Annotated in this window: 20 protein-coding genes; 17 read left to right on the top strand and 3 right to left on the bottom strand. The window is 67.4% G+C overall.

Annotation, left to right across the window (positions count from 1 at the left end):
- Positions 1-182 precede the first annotated feature (182 nt).
- The 11 genes from LMJ29_RS00010 to LMJ29_RS00060 all read left to right on the top strand — a co-directional run bounded on the left by LMJ29_RS00010 (position 183) and on the right by LMJ29_RS00060 (position 9146).
- Complete coding sequence (locus LMJ29_RS00010) at positions 183-512, top strand: hypothetical protein (protein WP_229602704.1); 330 nt, start codon at positions 183-185, stop codon at positions 510-512.
- Positions 512-1633: a glutathionylspermidine synthase family protein gene (locus LMJ29_RS00015; RefSeq protein WP_229602706.1), complete on the top strand. Its 1122-nt coding sequence runs from the start codon at positions 512-514 to the stop codon at positions 1631-1633. Before LMJ29_RS00010 ends, LMJ29_RS00015 begins: the two co-directional genes overlap by 1 nt.
- 27 nt (positions 1634-1660) lie before the next feature.
- Positions 1661-2059, top strand: a complete 399-nt coding sequence (locus LMJ29_RS00020; protein ID WP_229602708.1) for a DUF350 domain-containing protein — start codon at positions 1661-1663, stop codon at positions 2057-2059.
- Positions 2060-2171: 112 nt separating this feature from the next.
- Positions 2172-2756: an electron transport complex subunit RsxA gene (rsxA, locus tag LMJ29_RS00025; RefSeq protein ID WP_229602710.1), complete on the top strand. Its 585-nt coding sequence runs from the start codon at positions 2172-2174 to the stop codon at positions 2754-2756.
- Positions 2753-3328, top strand: a complete 576-nt coding sequence (gene rsxB, locus LMJ29_RS00030; RefSeq protein WP_229602712.1) for an electron transport complex subunit RsxB — start codon at positions 2753-2755, stop codon at positions 3326-3328. Before rsxA ends, rsxB begins: the two co-directional genes overlap by 4 nt.
- Positions 3325-5589 (top strand): electron transport complex subunit RsxC, encoded by a 2265-nt coding sequence (gene rsxC, locus LMJ29_RS00035; protein WP_229602713.1) that lies wholly within the window; start codon positions 3325-3327, stop codon positions 5587-5589. Before rsxB ends, rsxC begins: the two co-directional genes overlap by 4 nt.
- Positions 5590-5774: 185 nt before the next feature.
- Positions 5775-6830: an RnfABCDGE type electron transport complex subunit D gene (locus LMJ29_RS00040; RefSeq protein WP_229602715.1), complete on the top strand. Its 1056-nt coding sequence runs from the start codon at positions 5775-5777 to the stop codon at positions 6828-6830.
- 4 nt (positions 6831-6834) lie between these two features.
- Positions 6835-7500: an electron transport complex subunit RsxG gene (gene rsxG / locus LMJ29_RS00045; RefSeq protein ID WP_229602717.1), complete on the top strand. Its 666-nt coding sequence runs from the start codon at positions 6835-6837 to the stop codon at positions 7498-7500.
- Positions 7497-8213 (top strand): electron transport complex subunit E, encoded by a 717-nt coding sequence (locus LMJ29_RS00050; protein WP_229602719.1) that lies wholly within the window; start codon positions 7497-7499, stop codon positions 8211-8213. The genes rsxG and LMJ29_RS00050 overlap by 4 nt, the downstream gene beginning before the upstream one ends.
- Positions 8210-8848, top strand: coding sequence for an endonuclease III (gene nth, locus LMJ29_RS00055; RefSeq protein WP_229602721.1), 639 nt, complete (start codon positions 8210-8212; stop codon positions 8846-8848). Before LMJ29_RS00050 ends, nth begins: the two co-directional genes overlap by 4 nt.
- A 112-nt stretch (positions 8849-8960) precedes the next feature.
- Complete coding sequence (locus LMJ29_RS00060; protein ID WP_229602722.1) at positions 8961-9146, top strand: PA3496 family putative envelope integrity protein; 186 nt, start codon at positions 8961-8963, stop codon at positions 9144-9146.
- A 55-nt stretch (positions 9147-9201) separates the two neighbouring features.
- Here the strand turns inward: LMJ29_RS00060 and gloA are convergent, their stop codons facing one another.
- A complete protein-coding gene (gloA, locus tag LMJ29_RS00065) occupies positions 9202-9594 on the bottom strand; it encodes a lactoylglutathione lyase (protein WP_229602723.1) in 393 nt (130 codons plus the stop codon).
- Positions 9595-9682: 88 nt separating this feature from the next.
- A complete protein-coding gene (locus LMJ29_RS00070) occupies positions 9683-10900 on the bottom strand; it encodes an argininosuccinate synthase (RefSeq protein WP_229602724.1) in 1218 nt (405 codons plus the stop codon).
- A gap of 159 nt (positions 10901-11059) precedes the next feature.
- On the opposite strand from LMJ29_RS00070, the gene pyrC reads away from it, so the two are divergent.
- The 4 genes from pyrC to bfr all read left to right on the top strand — a co-directional run bounded on the left by pyrC (position 11060) and on the right by bfr (position 13811).
- The gene (gene pyrC / locus LMJ29_RS00075) at positions 11060-12106 is read left to right on the top strand and encodes a dihydroorotase (protein ID WP_229602725.1); all 1047 of its coding nucleotides are present in this window, start codon (positions 11060-11062) and stop codon (positions 12104-12106) included.
- Positions 12103-12780 carry a ribonuclease T gene (rnt, locus tag LMJ29_RS00080; RefSeq protein WP_229602726.1) on the top strand — a complete coding sequence of 226 codons (678 nt, stop codon included), beginning with the start codon at positions 12103-12105 and terminating at the stop codon, positions 12778-12780. Before pyrC ends, rnt begins: the two co-directional genes overlap by 4 nt.
- Before the next feature lie 165 nt (positions 12781-12945).
- Complete coding sequence (locus LMJ29_RS00085; protein ID WP_229602727.1) at positions 12946-13164, top strand: bacterioferritin-associated ferredoxin; 219 nt, start codon at positions 12946-12948, stop codon at positions 13162-13164.
- A gap of 176 nt (positions 13165-13340) precedes the next feature.
- Complete coding sequence (gene bfr / locus LMJ29_RS00090; protein ID WP_229602728.1) at positions 13341-13811, top strand: bacterioferritin; 471 nt, start codon at positions 13341-13343, stop codon at positions 13809-13811.
- Positions 13812-13876: 65 nt separating this feature from the next.
- On the opposite strand, the gene grxD is transcribed toward bfr, so the two are convergent.
- Positions 13877-14200: a Grx4 family monothiol glutaredoxin gene (gene grxD, locus LMJ29_RS00095; RefSeq protein ID WP_229602729.1), complete on the bottom strand. Its 324-nt coding sequence runs from the start codon at positions 14198-14200 to the stop codon at positions 13877-13879.
- Positions 14201-14509: 309 nt separating this feature from the next.
- On the opposite strand from grxD, the gene argF reads away from it, so the two are divergent.
- Positions 14510-15427 (top strand): ornithine carbamoyltransferase, encoded by a 918-nt coding sequence (gene argF / locus LMJ29_RS00100; RefSeq protein WP_229602730.1) that lies wholly within the window; start codon positions 14510-14512, stop codon positions 15425-15427.
- A gap of 21 nt (positions 15428-15448) precedes the next feature.
- Positions 15449-16543 (top strand): ABC transporter ATP-binding protein, encoded by a 1095-nt coding sequence (locus LMJ29_RS00105; RefSeq protein WP_229602731.1) that lies wholly within the window; start codon positions 15449-15451, stop codon positions 16541-16543.
- The last annotated feature ends 164 nt before the right edge of the window (positions 16544-16707 follow it).

Raw genomic sequence — 16707 nt, forward strand, 5'->3', positions numbered from 1 at the left:
CTCTTCTGTCGCCCAGCTCATTACTACCTCTCGAGTTCACGCGACTTATGTATAACGCCGAGCGCCCCGCGCGGGAGCCATTGCCATGGACGCTCCGCGTCCAGCCGCAGGAGCGGCCCGTACTGCGTGCCTACGCCGGAGCGTGGGCACGATCGCCCCCTACACTTGGCTTGCACGGACGCATGAAGAAATCCAACGTCGTATTCACCAGCGTGCTCACCGGTGGCGTGCTGATGGCCATGCTGCACCACGACGCCGTCTACCGGGACATCTACGCCAGTCGCGAGAATTGCCAGGCCGACTGGACCAGTTCTCCCTACCACTGCGAAACCAGCAGCAGTGGCGGCAGCGGCAGCTCGATCTACTCGGCCGGCAGAGGCCGTCACCGCGGCCCTACCTACGAGGACGGCTCGCGTCCGCGCACCACCCGCCCGGACCTGGTGGTGGCTCGCGAGCGGGTCACGAGCGGCGGTTTCGGCCACTCCGGCGCGCGCTACTCGGGAGGCGGCTGATGCAGCGCCGCGCCTTCACCCCGCGCCCGCACTGGCGCGCCCAGTGCGAGCAGCTCGGCTTCACCTTCCACAGCATCGACGGCACCTACTGGGACGAGTCGGTCGCCTACGAATTCTCGCTGGAGCAGATCGAGACGCTGGAAAGCGCCAGCGAGGACCTGCACCAGCGCTGCCTGGAGGCAGTGGACTGGGTGATCGCCCATGAGCACTTCGCCCCCTTCGCCCTGCCGCCGCGCGCTCGCGAGCTGATCGTCGACTCCTGGCGGAATCAGGAGCCGAGCCTGTACGGGCGCTTCGACTTCTCCTGGAACGGCGCGGGCGCGCCCAGGCTGCTCGAGTACAACGCCGACACGCCCACCGGCCTGCTGGAAGCCAGCGTGGCGCAGTGGTTCTGGCTGCAGGACGTGCTGCCGGCCGCCGACCAGTTCAACTCGCTGCACGAGCAACTGATCGAGCGCTGGCGACAGCTCGATCCCGGCGGCCCCGTGCACTTCGCCGCCCTCGCCGGCCACGAGGAGGACACCGGCAACGCCCTGTACCTGCTCGACACCGCCCACCAGGCCGGTCTGGCCACCGACTACCTGCCGATCGAGCGGATCGGTTTCGACGCCGCGCGCCGCGCGTTCGTCGACGAGGACGGCCGGCCGATCCGCCACTGTTTCAAGCTCTACCCCTGGGAATGGCTGCTGGCGGACGACTTCGCCGGCCACGTGGCGGAAAGCGGCATCCGCTTCCTCGAGCCGGCCTGGAAACTGCTGCTGTCGTGCAAGGCGCTGCTGCCGATCCTCTGGCGGCTGTTCCCGGAACATCCCAACCTGCTGCCGGCCAGCTTCGAGGACGACCTGCCGCTGCCCAAAGTGCGCAAGCCGCTGTATTCGCGCGAGGGCGAGAACATCCGCATCGTCAGCGCCGACGGCACCCTGGCCAGCGACGGCCCGCACGAGCAGGCGCCATGCATCTGGCAGGCCTGCGCGCCGCTGCCCTGCTTCGACGGCAGCTATCCGGTGCTCGGCTGCTGGATGGTCGGCGAGCGCGCCGCGGGCCTCGGCATCCGCGAGGATGCCGGACCGATCACCCGCGACAGCAGCCGCTTCGTGCCGCACTTCTTCCGCAACGCCTGAGCCAGCGACTTCAAGGAGATCCCCGTCGTGGACCTGCTGCAAACCCTGCCCAACTTCCTCGCCTACTTCGCCACCGCGCTGGCCCTGTTCGGCCTGTTCGCCAGCCTGTACCTGCGCCTGACGCCCTACGCCGAACTGCGGCTGATCCGCGCCGGCAACCTGGCCGCCGCCGTCGCCCTGCTCGGCGCGCTGCTCGGCTTCGCGCTGCCGCTGGCCAGCAGCATCGCCCACAGCACCGGCCTGCTCGACATGCTGGTGTGGGGCGCCATCGCCATGCTGGTGCAGGGGCTGGTGTTCCTCGGCGCTGCGCGCCTGATGCCGGAACTCAAGGAAGGCATCGCCGCCGGCCATCTGGCCCACGGCCTGTTCCTCGGCGGCAGCGCGCTGTGCATCGGCCTGCTCAACGCCGCCTGCATGGTCTACTGAGCCCGTTCTGCCGGGGCTGCGCGGGGCCCGGGCGGCCCTCGGCTTGTACGCTATCAGCGGGTCCACGATAATAGATGGTTCCGATTCATCGCCGCGCGGCCCCTACCTGCCCATGACCGAATTCGCCCTCATCCTGGTCAGCGCCATTCTGGTCAACAACTTCGTGTTGGTGCAGTTCCTCGGTCTCTGCCCGTTCATGGGCGTTTCCCGGAAGATCGAGACCGCCATCGGCCTGGCGCTGGCCACCACCTTCGTGCTGACCCTGGCCGCCATGAGCTGCTACCTGGTCCAGCAGTACGTGCTCAAGCCGCTGGACCTCGAGTTTCTCAGGACCATCACCTTCATCCTGGTGATCGCCGTGGTGGTGCAGTTCACCGAGATGGTGGTGAACAAGACCAGCCCGATGCTGTACCGCGTGCTGGGCATCTTCCTGCCGCTGATCACCACCAACTGCATCGTGCTCGGCGTGGTCCTGATCAACGCCCACAAGACCGCGTTCACCTTCCTCACCGCCACCGCCAACGGCTTCGCCGCCGGCCTGGGCTTCTCCCTGGTGCTGGTGCTGTTCGCCGCCATGCGCGAGCGCATCGCCATCGCCGACGTGCCCAAACCGTTCCGCGGCGCCGCCATTGGCCTGGTCACCGCCGGCCTGATGTCGCTGGCGTTCATGGGCTTCACCGGGCTGATCAAGCTATGAGCCTGATCCTCAGCGCGGTCGCCGCCCTGGCGGCGATCTGCCTGGTCGCCGGCGCCATCCTCGGTTATGCCGCGGTGCGCTTTCGCGTCGAGGGCGACCCCATCGTCGAGCAGATCAACGACCTGCTGCCGCAGACCCAGTGCGGCCAGTGCGGCTACCCCGGCTGCAAGCCCTACGCCGAGGCGATCGCCAACGGCGACAAGATCAACAAGTGCCCGCCCGGCGGCCAGGCGACCGTGCAGGCGCTGGCCAATCTGCTGGACGTCGAGGCCGAACCGCTGGACGCCCCCGAGGGCGAGAAGCCGCGCATGGTCGCCTATATCCGCGAGGCCGAATGCATCGGCTGCACCAAGTGCCTGCAGGCCTGCCCGGTGGATGCCATCGTCGGCGCGGCCAAGCAGATGCACACGGTGATCAAGGACGAGTGCACCGGCTGCGACCTGTGCGTCGAGCCCTGCCCGGTGGACTGCATCGACATGCTCGTGGTGGGCACCAGCGTGCAGAACTGGAAATGGGAGCTGCCGCTTCCACCCGGCCAACTGATCGCCACCGACCGGGAGCAGGCCGCATGAGCGCCGAAACCAAGATCTGGGACTTCCCCGGCGGCATCCACCCGCCGCAGCGCAAGGATCTGTCCAACCGCACGCCGATCCAGCAACCGCCGCTGTCCAGGCGCTTGACCGTGCCGCTCAGCCAGCACATCGGCGCCACCGCCGAGCCCTGCGTGACGGTCGGCGAGCGCGTGCTCAAGGGCCAGAAGATCGCCGCGGGCAGCGGCTTCGTCAGCGTTCCGGTGCATGCCCCGACCTCGGGCAGCGTCGCCTTCATCGGCCCGCAGCCCTACCCGCACACCTCGGGCATGCTCTCCCCGGCCATCGTCATCGACACCGACGGGCTGGACGAGTGGTGCGCGCTGGCGCCCTGCGCCGACTTCCGCAGCCTGGAGCCGCTGGCCCTGCTGGACAGGATCCGCGACGCCGGAATCAGCGGCCTCGGCGGCGCCGGCTTCCCCACCGCGGTCAAGCTCACCGCGCGGCCCCAGCAGAAGATCCACACCCTGGTGATCAACGGCACCGAGTGCGAGCCGTACATCACCGCCGACGACCTGCTGATGCGCGAAAAGGCCACCGAGCTGATGGTCGGCATCGACATCCTGGCCAAGCTGATCGAGCCCGCCGAGGTGCTGATCGGCATCGAGGACAACAAGCCCGAAGCCATCGCCGCGCTGCGCGCGGCACTCGGCGAGCGCACCTATCAGCTGCGGGTATTCCCCGCCAAGTACCCCTCCGGCGGCGAGAAGCAGCTGATCCAGATCCTCACCGGCCGCGAGGTGCCGTCCGGCGGTCTGCCGGCGGACATCGGCATCCTCTGCCAGAACGTCGGCACCGCGGTGGCCGTGCACGATGCCGTGGTGCTCGGCAAGCCGCTGATCGCGCGGATCACCACGCTCACCGGCGAGGCGCTGGCGCGACCGATGAACGTCGAGGCGCTGCTCGGCACCCCGGTGGCCGACCTGCTGGCCTTCGCCGGCCTCGACGCGCAGAAGATGGACCGCCTGATCATGGGCGGACCGATGATGGGCTTCACCCTGCCCGCGCTCGAAGTCCCGCTGGTCAAGACCACCAACTGCCTGCTGGCCGCGACCCGCGCCGAGCTGCCGCCGCCGCCGCCGGCGCTGCCGTGCATCCGTTGCGGCGAGTGCGCGCTGGTCTGCCCGGCCAGCCTGCTGCCGCAGCAACTGCACTTCTTCGCGCTCGGCGCGGAGCACGAGCAGCTCAAGGCGTACAACCTGTTCGATTGCATCGAGTGCGGTGCCTGTGCCTACGTCTGCCCGTCGACCATTCCGCTGGTGCAGTACTACCGCGCAGCCAAGGCGGATATCCGCGAACTGGAACAGAAGCACCAGAAGGCCGAGCACTCCCGGCAACGCTTCGAGCTGCGCGAGGAGCGCCTGCGCCGCGAGGAGGAACGCAAGGAAGAGGAACGCAAGGCGCGCGCCGAGCGGGCCGCGCGCGCCAAGGCCGCGCCGACCGAGGCCGCCGCCGGGCCCGGCACGCCGGCCGCGCCGGCGGCCAACGAGGAGTTCAAGCGCCTGAAGATCGAGGCCAGCATGGCCCAGGTGGCGCTGAAGAAGGCCGAGAAGCAGCTGGCCCAGCACGACACCGCCGCGCTGCACGCCCAGGTTGCCGAACTGCGCGCCGCGCTGGAGGCCGCGCAGCAGGCTCTGGCCGGCGCCCAGGCCGACGCTGCGCAGAGTGCCGCGCCGCCGGTCGCCGACGATGCGGCGCTGAAGAAGGCCAAGATCGACGCCGCCATGCTCCGCGTGCAGATCCGCAAGCTGGAGAAGCTCGAAGCGCCGGACGACGAGCAGCAGGCCGAGCTGACCAGCCTGCGCGAGCGCCTGGCGGCAGTCGAGCGGACGCTGGCCGCCGCCCCCAGCAACGTGCCCGCCCCCGCGCCCAGGCCGGCGGGCGAGGAGGCGCTGAAAAAAGCCAAGATCGACCTGGCGATGAAGCGCGGCGAGCTGAAGAAGGCCGAGAAAGCCGGTGCCGACGAGGCCGAGCTGACCAGGCTGCGCGATGCGCTGGCCGGCGCCGAGCAGGCCCTGCACGCCGCCGAGGACGCCTCCGGCAAGCCGGCGCCGCAGCTGGTGCGCACCGACAAGCGGCCGATCGACGAGACCACCCGCACGCTGAAGACCACGGTCGCCTTCGCCCGCGCCGACCTGCGCAAGCTGGAGCGCGACGCAAACGCCGAGCCGGCGGCGCTGGCCGCCGCCCGCGAGCGGCTGGCCGAGGCCGAGCAGAAGCTGGCGGAACAGCAACGACCGTAGGGTGGGTTAGGCCGCAGGCCGCAACCCGCCAGCCGACCGCAAGGTCGACCAGGATGTGCCGGCTCGCGCCGGTATCGGTGGGTTACGCCGCAGGCGGCTAACCCAGCCTACGGAATCCAGACCATCGCCGGCTGCGGCCGGCAGGCGGAGGGCAGCCTCCCCGGCAAGTACACCACGGAGCATCAATGGCCCTGCCGCGCATCACCTCGCCCCACGCCACGGGCAGCAACCGGACCCGGAAGATCATGCAGCTGGTGCTGCTGGCCACCCTGCCGGGCGTGCTGGTCCTGACCTGGCTGTACGGCTTCGGCACCCTGATCAACATTCTATGGGCCAGCGCCGTCGCCCTCGGCTGCGAAGCGGCGGTGCTCCGCCTGCGCCGGCGCCCGGTCGGCTTCTTCCTGCGCGACTGCACCGCCGTGCTCACCGCCGTGCTGTTGGCGCTGGCCCTGCCGCCCTACTCGCCCTGGTGGCTGACCCTGGTGGCCACCGCCTTCGCCATCGTGTTCGGCAAGCAACTGTTCGGCGGACTCGGCCAGAACCCGTTCAACCCGGCGATGATCGGCTACGTGGTGGTACTGGTCTCCTTCCCGGTGGAAATGACCAACTGGCCGGCGCCGCGCGGCTTCGAGGCGGTCAGCCCGACCCTCGGCCTTGTCGAGGGACTGCAGCGCATCCTCGGCTTCAGCGCCGGCCTGCCCGATGCCTGGACCCAAGCCACCGCGCTGGACGTCCTCAAGGTCAACAAGAGCCTGACCATCGCCGAGCTGTGGGCCGGCAATCCGGCCTTCGGCAGCGTCGGCGGCTATGGCAGCGAGGCGGTCAATCTGGCCTTCCTCGCCGGGGGTCTGTTCCTGCTCTACAAGCGGGTATTCACGTGGCACGCCCCGCTCGGCATGCTCGCCGCGCTGGCGCTGATGAGCCTGCTGTTCTGGAACGGCTCCGGCTCGGACTCCAACGGCTCGCCGCTGTTCCACCTGCTCAGCGGCGCGACCATGCTGGGCGCCTTCTTCATCGTCACCGACCCGGTCTCCGGCGCAACCAGCCTGCGCGGCCGGCTGATCTTCGGCGCCGGCGTCGGCGTGCTGGCCTACGTCATCCGCGCCTGGGGCGGCTATCCGGACGGCGTGGCCTTCGCCGTGCTGCTGATGAACCTGGCGGCGCCGACCATCGACTACTACACCCGTCCGCGCACCTATGGCCACAGCAAGCCGGAACGCGGCTTCAAACTGGGAGACTGAGGCCATGCTGCCGGAAATGTCGCGCTCGATGCTGCGCAACGCCCTGATCCTCGGCCTGTTCGCCGTCGTCACGGTCGGCCTGGTGGCCATCACCCGGCAGGCCACCGTCGAGCGGATCCAGGTCGCCGAACGCGAGGCGCAGATCCGCGCCCTGGCCCAGGTGCTGCCGGCGGGCAGCTACAACAACCACCTGCTGGACAACGAGCTGCAGCTCCGCGACCCGCTGCTCGGCGACCGCGCGTTGCCGGCCTACCTAGCGCTCAAGGATGGCCAGCCCAGCGCGATCATCCTCCAGGCCATCGCCCCCGACGGCTACAGCGGCAGCATCCACGTGCTGGTCGGCATCCACACCGACGGCCGCCTGGCCGGGGTGCGCGTACTCGCCCACAAGGAGACCCCGGGCCTGGGCGACAAGATCGAATTGGCCAAGAGCCCCTGGGTGCTGGCGTTCGCCGGCAAATCGCTGCAGGATCCCGACGAGGCCCACTGGGGCGTCAAGAAGGATCAGGGCGTGTTCGACCAGTTCGCCGGCGCGACCGTCACGCCGCGTGCGGTGGTCAAGGCCGTGCACCGCGCCCTGCAATACTTCGATGCCCACAAGACCGAACTCTTCGCCGGGGCGGCCGCTGCGGCGACTGCCTCGGCGCCCGCCGAGGAGCGCGCCCAATGAGCCAGAGCTACCGCGAGATCGCCGTCAACGGCCTGTGGAAGAACAACCCCGGCCTGGTCCAGCTGCTCGGCCTGTGCCCGCTGCTCGGCACCAGCAACTCGACGGTCAACGCCCTCGGCCTGGGCCTGGCCACCGCCCTGGTGCTGACCTGCTCGAACGCCGCGGTGTCGCTGATCCGCGGGGTGACCCAGAGCGCCGTGCGCCTGCCGGCGTTCGTGATGATCATCGCCGCGCTGACCACCTGCATCGAGCTGCTGATGCAGGCCTTCACCTACGAGCTCTACCAGATCCTCGGCATCTTCATCCCGCTGATCACCACCAACTGCATCATCCTCGGCCGCGCCGACGCCTTCGCGGCCAGGCACGGCGTCGCCCGCTCGGCCTTCGACGGCCTGATGATGGGCGCCGGCTTCGGCCTGGTGCTGGTGACCCTCGGCGCCATCCGCGAACTGCTCGGCAGCGGCACGCTGCTGGCCAACATGCACCTGTTGTTCGGCCCGATCGCCGAGGGCTGGCGGATCGAGGTGTTCGGCAGCGACTACAAGGGCTTCCTGCTCGCCATCCTGCCGCCCGGCGCCTTCCTGGTGCTGGGCCTGCTGATCGCCGCCAAGAACATCCTCGACGAGCGCGCCGAGGCGCGCGCCCAAGCTCTGGCGCCGGCGCCGGAAGCCGTGCCGAGCCGCCGCGTGCGGGTCACCGGAGTCATCGAATGAATGCCGTCAAACGCGCGGAAATCTTCCGCCGTCTCAAGGAAGACAACCCGGAGCCGACCACCGAGCTGGAATACCAGAGCGTCTTCGAGCTGCTGGTGGCGGTGATCCTTTCCGCCCAGGCCACCGACGTGGGGGTCAACAAGGCCACGGCGAAGCTGTTCCCGGTGGCCAATACCCCGGCGGCCATCCACGCCTTGGGCGTCGAAGGCCTCGAGGCGTACATCAAGACCATCGGCCTGTATCGCAGCAAGGCGAAGAACGTCATCGAGACCTGCCGGCTGCTCGTCGAACGCCACGACAGCGTGGTGCCGAGCACCCGCGAGGAGCTGGAAGCGCTGCCCGGCGTCGGTCGCAAGACCGCCAACGTGGTGCTCAACACCGCCTTCCGCCAGCCGGCCATGGCGGTGGACACGCACATCTTCCGGGTCAGCAACCGCACCGGCATCGCCCCCGGCAAGAACGTGCTGGAGGTGGAGAAGAAACTGCTCAAGTTCGTGCCCAGGGAATACCTGCTCGACGCCCACCACTGGCTGATCCTGCATGGCCGCTACGTGTGCCAGGCGCGCAAGCCGCGCTGCGGCAGCTGCCGGATCGAGGACCTGTGCGAATACAAGCACAAGACCTCGGACGATTGAGTCGATAAAAAATTTTTTCTCAAGCGATAAATAAAATCTTTTTTACCCCTCCCGGCTTTGTCGCTATAAGGTCCGCGAAACGCCCTCTGATTTTTTAGTGGAGCTGCACGCCATGGCACAAGCCAAGACCGACCTCGACCTGGAAGAAGACTTCGTCGTCGACGCCGAACCGGAAGACGCCGAAGCCAAGGACACCCCCACCGCCAAGACCAACCTGGCCAAGCGCCGCGTGATCGACAACATGCTCGAAGAGCGCCGCCTGAAGAAGCAACTGTCCGACTACGATTTCGACCTGTAAGCCTCGGTCCATGAAAAAGCCCCGCATCTGGCGGGGCTTTTTGTTTTCCGACGCTTCAGTCGCGGCGCTGCGGCGACAGCAACTCGATCTTGTAGCCGTCCGGGTCCTCGACGAAGGCGAGGATGCTGGTGCCGTGCTTCATCGGCCCCGGCTCGCGGGTGATCTTGCCGCCGCGGGCGCGGATGTCCTCGCAGGCCTTGTAGACGTCCTCCACTTCGAGGGCGATGTGGCCGTAGCCGGTGCCCAGCTCGTAGCTGTCCACGCCCCAGTTGTAGGTCAGCTCGATGACGCTGTTGTGCGCCTCGTCGCCGTAGCCCACGAAAGCCAGGGTGAACTGGCCGTCCGGGTAGTCCTTGCGGCGCAGCAGGGTCATGCCCAGCACTTCGGTGTAGAAGGCGATCGATCTGTCCAGGTCGCCGACGCGCAGCATGGTGTGCAGCAGTCTCATCAGGAATCTCCTTGGCTTTTCACGGTGCGGAAAGCATGACCCCGGCGCGCGGGCCGGGGTCATATTCAGGCGCGGGACAAGCAGCCGATCAGAGCGGGCTGCGACCCTTGCCGGCGGCGATGCGCATGCGCAGCGCGTTGAGCTTGATGAAGCCCGCGGCGTCGGCCTGGTTGTAGGCGCCGGCATCGTCCTCGAAGGTGGCGATGTTGGCGTCGAACAGCGAGTCGTCGGACTTGCGGCCGACCACGATGACGTTGCCCTTGTACAGCTTCAGGCGCACCACGCCGTTCACGTTGGCCTGGGAGGCGTCGATCATCTGCTGCAGCATCAGACGCTCCGGGCTCCACCAGTAGCCGTTGTAGATCAGGCTGGCATACTTGGGCATCAGCTCGTCTTTCAGGTGAGCCACTTCGCGGTCGAGGGTGATCGACTCGATGGCGCGGTGGGCGCGCAGCATGATGGTGCCGCCGGGGGTCTCGTAGCAGCCGCGCGACTTCATGCCGACGTAGCGGTTCTCGACGATGTCCAGGCGACCGATGCCGTTCTCGCCGCCGACCTTGTTCAGCTGGGTCAGCACCTGGGCCGGGGTCAGCTCGACGCCGTCGATGGCGACGATGTCACCGTTGCGATAGGTCAGTTCGAGGTAGGTCGGGGTGTTCGGTGCGGCTTCCGGCGACTTGGTCCAGCGCCACATGTCCTCTTCGTGCTCGGTCCAGGTGTCCTCCAGCACGCCGCCCTCGTAGGAGATGTGCAGCAGGTTGGCGTCCATGGAGTACGGCGACTTCTTCTTGCCGTGGCGCTCGATCGGGATGGCGTGCTTCTCGGCGTAGTCCATCAGCTTCTCGCGCGACAGCAGGTCCCACTCGCGCCAGGGGGCGATCACCTTGACGCCCGGCTTCAGCGCGTAGGCGCCCAGCTCGAAGCGCACCTGGTCGTTGCCCTTGCCGGTGGCGCCGTGGGAGATGGCGTCGGCGCCGGTGGCGTTGGCGATCTCGATCAGGCGCTTGGCGATCAGCGGGCGGGCGATGGAGGTGCCCAGCAGGTACTCGCCTTCGTAGATGGTGTTGGCGCGGAACATCGGGAACACGAAGTCGCGTACGAACTCTTCGCGCAGGTCGTCGATGAAGATTTCCTTGACGCCCAGGGCCTGAGCCTTGGCACGGGCCGGCTCCACTTCCTCGCCCTGACCCAGGTCAGCGGTGAAGGTCACCACTTCGCAGTTGTAGGTATCCTGCAGCCACTTGAGGATCACCGAGGTGTCCAGGCCACCGGAATAGGCCAGAACTACCTTTTTCACGTCCGCCATTCGTTACTCCACGGGGGGGTTGCTACGAAAAAGGGCATTCTAGCCCCGCCTCCCGTGAATTTACAGGGGAACGGACCGCTCGACGGGGCGCCGCGTGACCGTCCGGCGGCTTTTCGGTAGCATCGTGCCCCACGAGTCATCCCGCCTGGAATTCCCCGCATGTCCGACCGCCTGACCCTGCTGCGTCCCGACGACTGGCACATCCATCTGCGCGACGGCGCCTCCCTGGCGCACACCGTGCCCGACGCCGCGCGCACCTTCGGTCGCGCCATCATCATGCCCAACCTGGTGCCGCCGGTGCGCAACGCCGAGCAGGCCGCCGCCTACCGCGAGCGCATCCTGGCCGCACGTCCGGCCGGCAGCCGCTTCGAGCCGCTGATGGTGCTCTACCTCACCGACAAGACCAGCCCCGAGGAAATCCGCGCGGCCAAGGCCGGCGGTCTGGTGCACGCCGCCAAGCTGTACCCGGCCGGCGCCACCACCAACTCCGATTCGGGCGTGACCTCCATCGACAACATCTTCCCGGTGCTGGAAGCGATGGCCGAGGTCGGCCTGCCGCTTTTGGTGCACGGCGAGGTGACCCACGCCGACATCGACGTGTTCGACCGCGAGAAGCGCTTCATCGACGAGAACCTGCGCCGCGTGGTCGAGCGCTTCCCGACCCTCAAGGTGGTGTTCGAGCACATCACCACCGGCGATGCCGCGCAGTTCGTGCTGGAGGCGCCGGCCAACGTCGGCGCCACCATCACCGCCCATCACCTGCTGTACAACCGCAACCACATGCTGGTCGGCGGCATCCGTCCGCACTTCTATTGCCTGCCGATCCTCAAGCGCAACACCCACCAGCAGGCCCTGCTGGACGCCGCCACCAGCGGCAATCCGAAGTTCTTCCTCGGCACCGACTCGGCGCCGCACGCCCGTCACGCCAAGGAAGCCGCCTGCGGCTGCGCCGGCTGCTACACCGCCTATGCGGCCATCGAGCTGTACGCCGAGGCCTTCGACAGCCGCGGCGCGCTCGACAAGCTGGAAGGTTTTGCCAGTTGCTTCGGCGCGGACTTCTACGGCCTGCCGCGCAATACCGACCGCATCACCCTGGTGCGCGAGGACTGGGTGGCCCCCACCGAGCTGGCCTTCGGCGACCACCAACTGGTGCCGCTGCGCGCCGGCGAGAAACTGCACTGGCGCGTGCTGGAGGGCGAGGCATGAGCGAGCAGATCGACTACGAAGACTACGAACAGGAACCCGGCAGCAGCGGCTTCAAGCCGCCGCTGGCGCGCCGTTTCCGCGGCTTCCTGCCGGTAGTGGTGGACGTCGAGACCGGCGGCTTCAATGCCGCCACCGACGCCCTGCTGGAAATCGCCGCCACCACCATCGCCATGGACGACGACGGCTTCCTCTACCCCGAGCACACCTACTTCTTCCGCGTCGAGCCGTTCGAGGGCGCCAATATCGAGCAGGCCGCGCTGGACTTCACCGGCATCAAGCTCGGCCACCCGCTGCGCATGGCGGTCAGCGAGGAGCAGGCGCTCGGCGAGATCTTCAAGGGCGTGCGCAAGTCGCTGAAATCCAGCGGCTGCAAGCGCGCGGTGCTGGTGGGCCACAACTCGAGCTTCGACCTCGGCTTCCTCAATGCCGCGGTCAATCGCACCGGCATCAAGCGCAACCCGTTCCACCCGTTCTCCAGCTTCGACACCGCCACCCTCGCCGGCCTCGCCTACGGCCAGACCGTGCTGGCCAAGGCCTGCCAGGCGGCGGACATCCCGTTCGACAACCGCGAGGCGCACAACGCCCGCTACGACACCGAGAAGACCGCCGAGCTGTTCTGCGGCATCGTCAACCGCTGGAAGGAACTGGGCGGCTGGATCGACTTCGAGGACTGAGCCTCAGGCGCTCTGCAAGAACCCGGCTTCGGCCGGGTTTTTTTATCTCTGCAATCTGCAGGCCGAACATCGCGCCAGGCGATAAATGGTCATCTCTCGTGTTTGACAATACTTCTCATTAAAACTAGGATCGACTCCATCAACCGACTGCTCGCAGGTAGCGCCATGTACGTCTGTCTTTGCCAGGGTGTGACTGACCACCAGATTCGCGACGCCATCTACGAAGGCTGCTGCAGCTATCGCCAGGTGCGCGAGGCCACCGGCCTGGGCAGCCAGTGCGGCAAGTGCGCCTGCGAAGCCAAGAAGCTGGTGCGTCAGACCATCCACGACGTGCACCAGGCGCAGCTCGCCCTCGCCCAGCCGGTGGCCTTCGCCGCCGCCTGAGCGCCCCGCCTTCCCGCCCGAAGCAGTCGGCTTCGGGCCATCGCTCCGCAGCCCCGCTGCCGGAGCCTGCTTCTCCCCTCTTCCCGCTTCGCATATTTGCCCGGATCGCTATTTGACAGCTTCCGATGGCGAACACAGACTGTTCGTCATCAACCCCAGTCAAGGCGGACCCCGGCATGAAAGGCGACCTGAAAGTCATCCAGCACCTCAACAAGATCCTCGGCAACGAGCTGGTGGCGATCAACCAGTACTTCCTGCACGCGCGCATGTACGAGGACTGGGGCCTCGAGAAGCTCGGCAAGCACGAGTACAAGGAATCCATCGACGAGATGAAGCATGCCGACAAGCTCATCAAGCGCATCCTGTTCCTCGAAGGCCTGCCCAACCTGCAGGATCTCGGCAAGCTGATGATCGGCGAGAACACCCAGGAAATGCTCGAGTGCGACCTCAAGCTCGAACAGAAGGGCCTGGTTGACCTCAAGGAAGCCATCGCCTATTGCGAGAGCATCGGCGACTACGGCAGCCGCGAACTGCTGGAAGACATCCTCGAGTCCGAGGAAGAACACATCGACTGGCTGGAAACCCAGCTCGGCCTGATCGGCAAGGTCGGCCTGCAGAACTACCTGCAGTCGCACATGGAAGAGTAAGAACGGCGCAACGAAAAAGCCCCTCGCATGCGAGGGGCTTTTTCATTTCCGCGGACGAGGAACGATCACTCGCCCTTGTGTACCGCGGACTTGATCAGCGGCTGCAGTTCGCCTTTCTGCTGCATCTCGAGGATGATGTCGCTACCGCCGACCAGCTCGCCGTTGACCCACAGTTGCGGGAAGGTCGGCCAGTTGGCGTACTTCGGCAGGTTGGCGCGGATTTCCGGATGTTGCAGGATGTCGACATAGGCGAACTTCTCGCCACAGGCCATCACCGCCTGCGAAGCGCGCGCGGAGAAGCCGCACTGCGGGGCGTTGGGCGAACCCTTCATGTACAGCAGGACAGGGTTGTTGGCGATCTGCTCTTTGATGGTGTCGATGATGTCCATGGTCTACCTCGGCTGGAAGATTGCACCGGTCGCCGACCGGCGGGATGGGCCGATTGTATCGGAAACCCGTGCGCATCGCTCGGTCTTGCGGCGACCGCCGCGTACCCGCAGGCGCAGCAGAATCGCGCAGCGCACAGCCGGGACTGACGTTTTGTGCAATCAGCGGCGGCGGTTTGCGCGAGCGCGCAATTTCCTTATAAGATCGGTTTCTTTTCTCGAGTACCGCACAGTGCGGTCCCGCCGCAGTTCCCGCCCGTTTTTATTCGAAGCCGGTCATTTCTGCGGCCTGTCTTGATCAGGTAGTGAATAATGAGTGTACGGCACTTTCTCTCGTTGATGGACTGCACGCCGCAGGAGCTGGCCAGCCTGATTCGCCGAGGCATCGAGCTGAAAGACCTGCGCCAGCGCAACGTACTCTACGAGCCGCTGAAGAGCCGGGTGCTCGGCATGATCTTCGAGAAAGCCTCGACCCGTACCCGCCTGTCCTTCGAAGCCGGCATGATCCAGCTCGGCGGCCAGGCCATCTTCCTGTCGCCGCGCGATACCCAGCTCGGTCGCGGCGAGCCGATCGGCGATTCGGCCATCGTCATGTCGCGCATGCTCGACGCGGTGATGATCCGTACCTTCGCCCACCAGAACGTCCTCGACTTCGCGGCCAACTCACGGGTGCCGGTGATCAACGGCCTGACCGACGACCTGCACCCCTGCCAGCTGCTGGCCGACATGCAGACCTTCCACGAGCACCGCGGCTCCATCCAGGGCAAGACCGTGGTGTGGATCGGCGACGGCAACAACATGTGCAACACCTACGCCCAGGCGGCGGTGCAGTTCGACTTCCAGCTCAAGGTCGCCTGCCCGGAGGGCTACGAGCCCAAGCAGGAGTTCCTCGACCAGGCCGACGGCCGCGTCACCGTGCTGCGCGATCCGCGCGAGGCGGTGGCCGGCGCCCACCTGGTGAGCACCGACGTGTGGGCGTCGATGGGCCAGGAAGAGGAAGCCGAGGCGCGCATGCAGCGCTTCGCCCCCTACCAGGTCAGCCGCGCCCTGCTCGATCTGGCCGCCAACGACGTGCTGTTCATGCACTGCCTGCCGGCGCACCGCGGCGAGGAGATCAGCGTCGACCTGCTCGACGACCCGCGCGCGGTGGCCTGGGACCAGGCGGAGAACCGCCTGCACGCGCAGAAGGCGCTGCTGGAGTTCCTCGTCGAACACGCCTATCCCGCCTAACGCACAAGGACCAGCCCGGCGATGACTCACAACCTGCTGCTGCAACTGCGTGACCTGGCCTGCGGCTACCGCGAACAGCGGGTGGTGCAGAACCTCAACCTGCACCTCAACGCCGGCGACATCGGCGGCCTGCTCGGCCCCTCGGGCTGCGGCAAGACCACCACCCTGCGCGCCATCGCCGGCTTCGAGCCGATCCACAGCGGCAGCATCGAGCTGGCCGGCGAGACGATTTCCCGCCCCGGCTTCACCCTCGCGCCGGAAAAACGCCGCATCGGCATGGTGTTCCAGGACTACGCGCTGTTCCCCCACCTGACGGTGGCCGAGAACGTCGCCTTCGGCATTGCCAAGCATCCCGAGCGCGAGCGCATCGCCGTCGAGATGCTCGAACTGGTGCAGCTCGGCCACCTGGCCAGGCGCTATCCCCACGAGCTGTCCGGCGGCCAGCAACAGCGCGTCGCGCTGGCCCGTGCGCTGGCTCCCGAACCGCTGCTGCTGCTGCTCGACGAGCCGTTCTCCAACCTCGACGTCAAGCTGCGCCACAGCCTCAGCCACGAGGTGCGCGACATCCTCAAGTCGCGCGGCACCAGCGCCATCCTGGTCACCCACGACCAGGAGGAAGCCTTCGCCGTGTGCGACCAGGTCGGCGTGTTCAAGGACGGCCACCTGGAGCAGTGGGACACCCCCTACAACCTCTACCACGAGCCGCTGACGCCCTTCGTCGCCAGCTTCGTCGGCCAGGGCTACTTCGTGCGCGGGCAGATGCTCAGCCACGACACCGTGCAGACCGAGCTGGGCGTGATCCGCGGCAACCGCGCCTACCAGTGGGCGCCGGGCAGCGCGGTGGACATGCTGCTGCGCCCGGACGACATCGTCCACGCGCCGGACAGCACCCTCAAGGCCCGTATCGTTGGCAAGTCGTTCCTCGGCGCCGCCACCCTTTACCGCCTGCAGCTGCCCACCGGCAGCCGTCTGGAAGCGCTGTTCCCCAGCCACGAGGATCATCGTATCGGCCAGGACGTCGGCATCCGCGTCTGCGCCGAGCACCTGGTCGCCTTCCCCGCCGAGGGCAGCGTGGCCACCCAGCTGTCGCGCAGCGAGTCGCACGCCCACGTCTGACGCCGCGCCGGGGCCCTCTCCTGCCCCCGGACAAGGCAGGCGGTCTCAAATCGGTGCAACCGCCGAGGTGCTGACCGCCTAAGCCCCCGCCGCATAACGCGCCGCCCGCTTATTCCGACTCCTGGCACGCCCCTTGCTGAGACTGTCCCCGGTCAGCACAACGG

Source organism: Pseudomonas oryzagri, assembly GCF_020831405.1.
GTDB classification, from domain to species: Bacteria; Pseudomonadota; Gammaproteobacteria; order Pseudomonadales; family Pseudomonadaceae; genus Geopseudomonas; species Geopseudomonas oryzagri.

What these genes read in the sequence shown, in the direction of transcription:
- LMJ29_RS00010 (WP_229602704.1), top strand. Translation starts at nt 183, where the DNA reads ATGAAGAAATCCAACGTCGTATTCACCAGCGTGCTCACCGGTGGCGTG.
- LMJ29_RS00015 (WP_229602706.1), top strand. Translation starts at nt 512, where the DNA reads ATGCAGCGCCGCGCCTTCACCCCGCGCCCGCACTGGCGCGCCCAGTGC.
- rsxA (WP_229602710.1), top strand. Translation starts at nt 2,172, where the DNA reads ATGACCGAATTCGCCCTCATCCTGGTCAGCGCCATTCTGGTCAACAAC.
- rsxB (WP_229602712.1), top strand. Translation starts at nt 2,753, where the DNA reads ATGAGCCTGATCCTCAGCGCGGTCGCCGCCCTGGCGGCGATCTGCCTG.
- rsxC (WP_229602713.1), top strand. Translation starts at nt 3,325, where the DNA reads ATGAGCGCCGAAACCAAGATCTGGGACTTCCCCGGCGGCATCCACCCG.
- LMJ29_RS00040 (WP_229602715.1), top strand. Translation starts at nt 5,775, where the DNA reads ATGGCCCTGCCGCGCATCACCTCGCCCCACGCCACGGGCAGCAACCGG.
- rsxG (WP_229602717.1), top strand. Translation starts at nt 6,835, where the DNA reads ATGCTGCCGGAAATGTCGCGCTCGATGCTGCGCAACGCCCTGATCCTC.
- LMJ29_RS00050 (WP_229602719.1), top strand. Translation starts at nt 7,497, where the DNA reads ATGAGCCAGAGCTACCGCGAGATCGCCGTCAACGGCCTGTGGAAGAAC.
- nth (WP_229602721.1), top strand. Translation starts at nt 8,210, where the DNA reads ATGAATGCCGTCAAACGCGCGGAAATCTTCCGCCGTCTCAAGGAAGAC.
- LMJ29_RS00060 (WP_229602722.1), top strand. Translation starts at nt 8,961, where the DNA reads ATGGCACAAGCCAAGACCGACCTCGACCTGGAAGAAGACTTCGTCGTC.
- gloA (WP_229602723.1), bottom strand. Translation starts at nt 9,594, where the DNA reads ATGAGACTGCTGCACACCATGCTGCGCGTCGGCGACCTGGACAGATCG.
- LMJ29_RS00070 (WP_229602724.1), bottom strand. Translation starts at nt 10,900, where the DNA reads ATGGCGGACGTGAAAAAGGTAGTTCTGGCCTATTCCGGTGGCCTGGAC.
- pyrC (WP_229602725.1), top strand. Translation starts at nt 11,060, where the DNA reads ATGTCCGACCGCCTGACCCTGCTGCGTCCCGACGACTGGCACATCCAT.
- rnt (WP_229602726.1), top strand. Translation starts at nt 12,103, where the DNA reads ATGAGCGAGCAGATCGACTACGAAGACTACGAACAGGAACCCGGCAGC.
- LMJ29_RS00085 (WP_229602727.1), top strand. Translation starts at nt 12,946, where the DNA reads ATGTACGTCTGTCTTTGCCAGGGTGTGACTGACCACCAGATTCGCGAC.
- bfr (WP_229602728.1), top strand. Translation starts at nt 13,341, where the DNA reads ATGAAAGGCGACCTGAAAGTCATCCAGCACCTCAACAAGATCCTCGGC.
- grxD (WP_229602729.1), bottom strand. Translation starts at nt 14,200, where the DNA reads ATGGACATCATCGACACCATCAAAGAGCAGATCGCCAACAACCCTGTC.
- argF (WP_229602730.1), top strand. Translation starts at nt 14,510, where the DNA reads ATGAGTGTACGGCACTTTCTCTCGTTGATGGACTGCACGCCGCAGGAG.
- LMJ29_RS00105 (WP_229602731.1), top strand. Translation starts at nt 15,449, where the DNA reads ATGACTCACAACCTGCTGCTGCAACTGCGTGACCTGGCCTGCGGCTAC.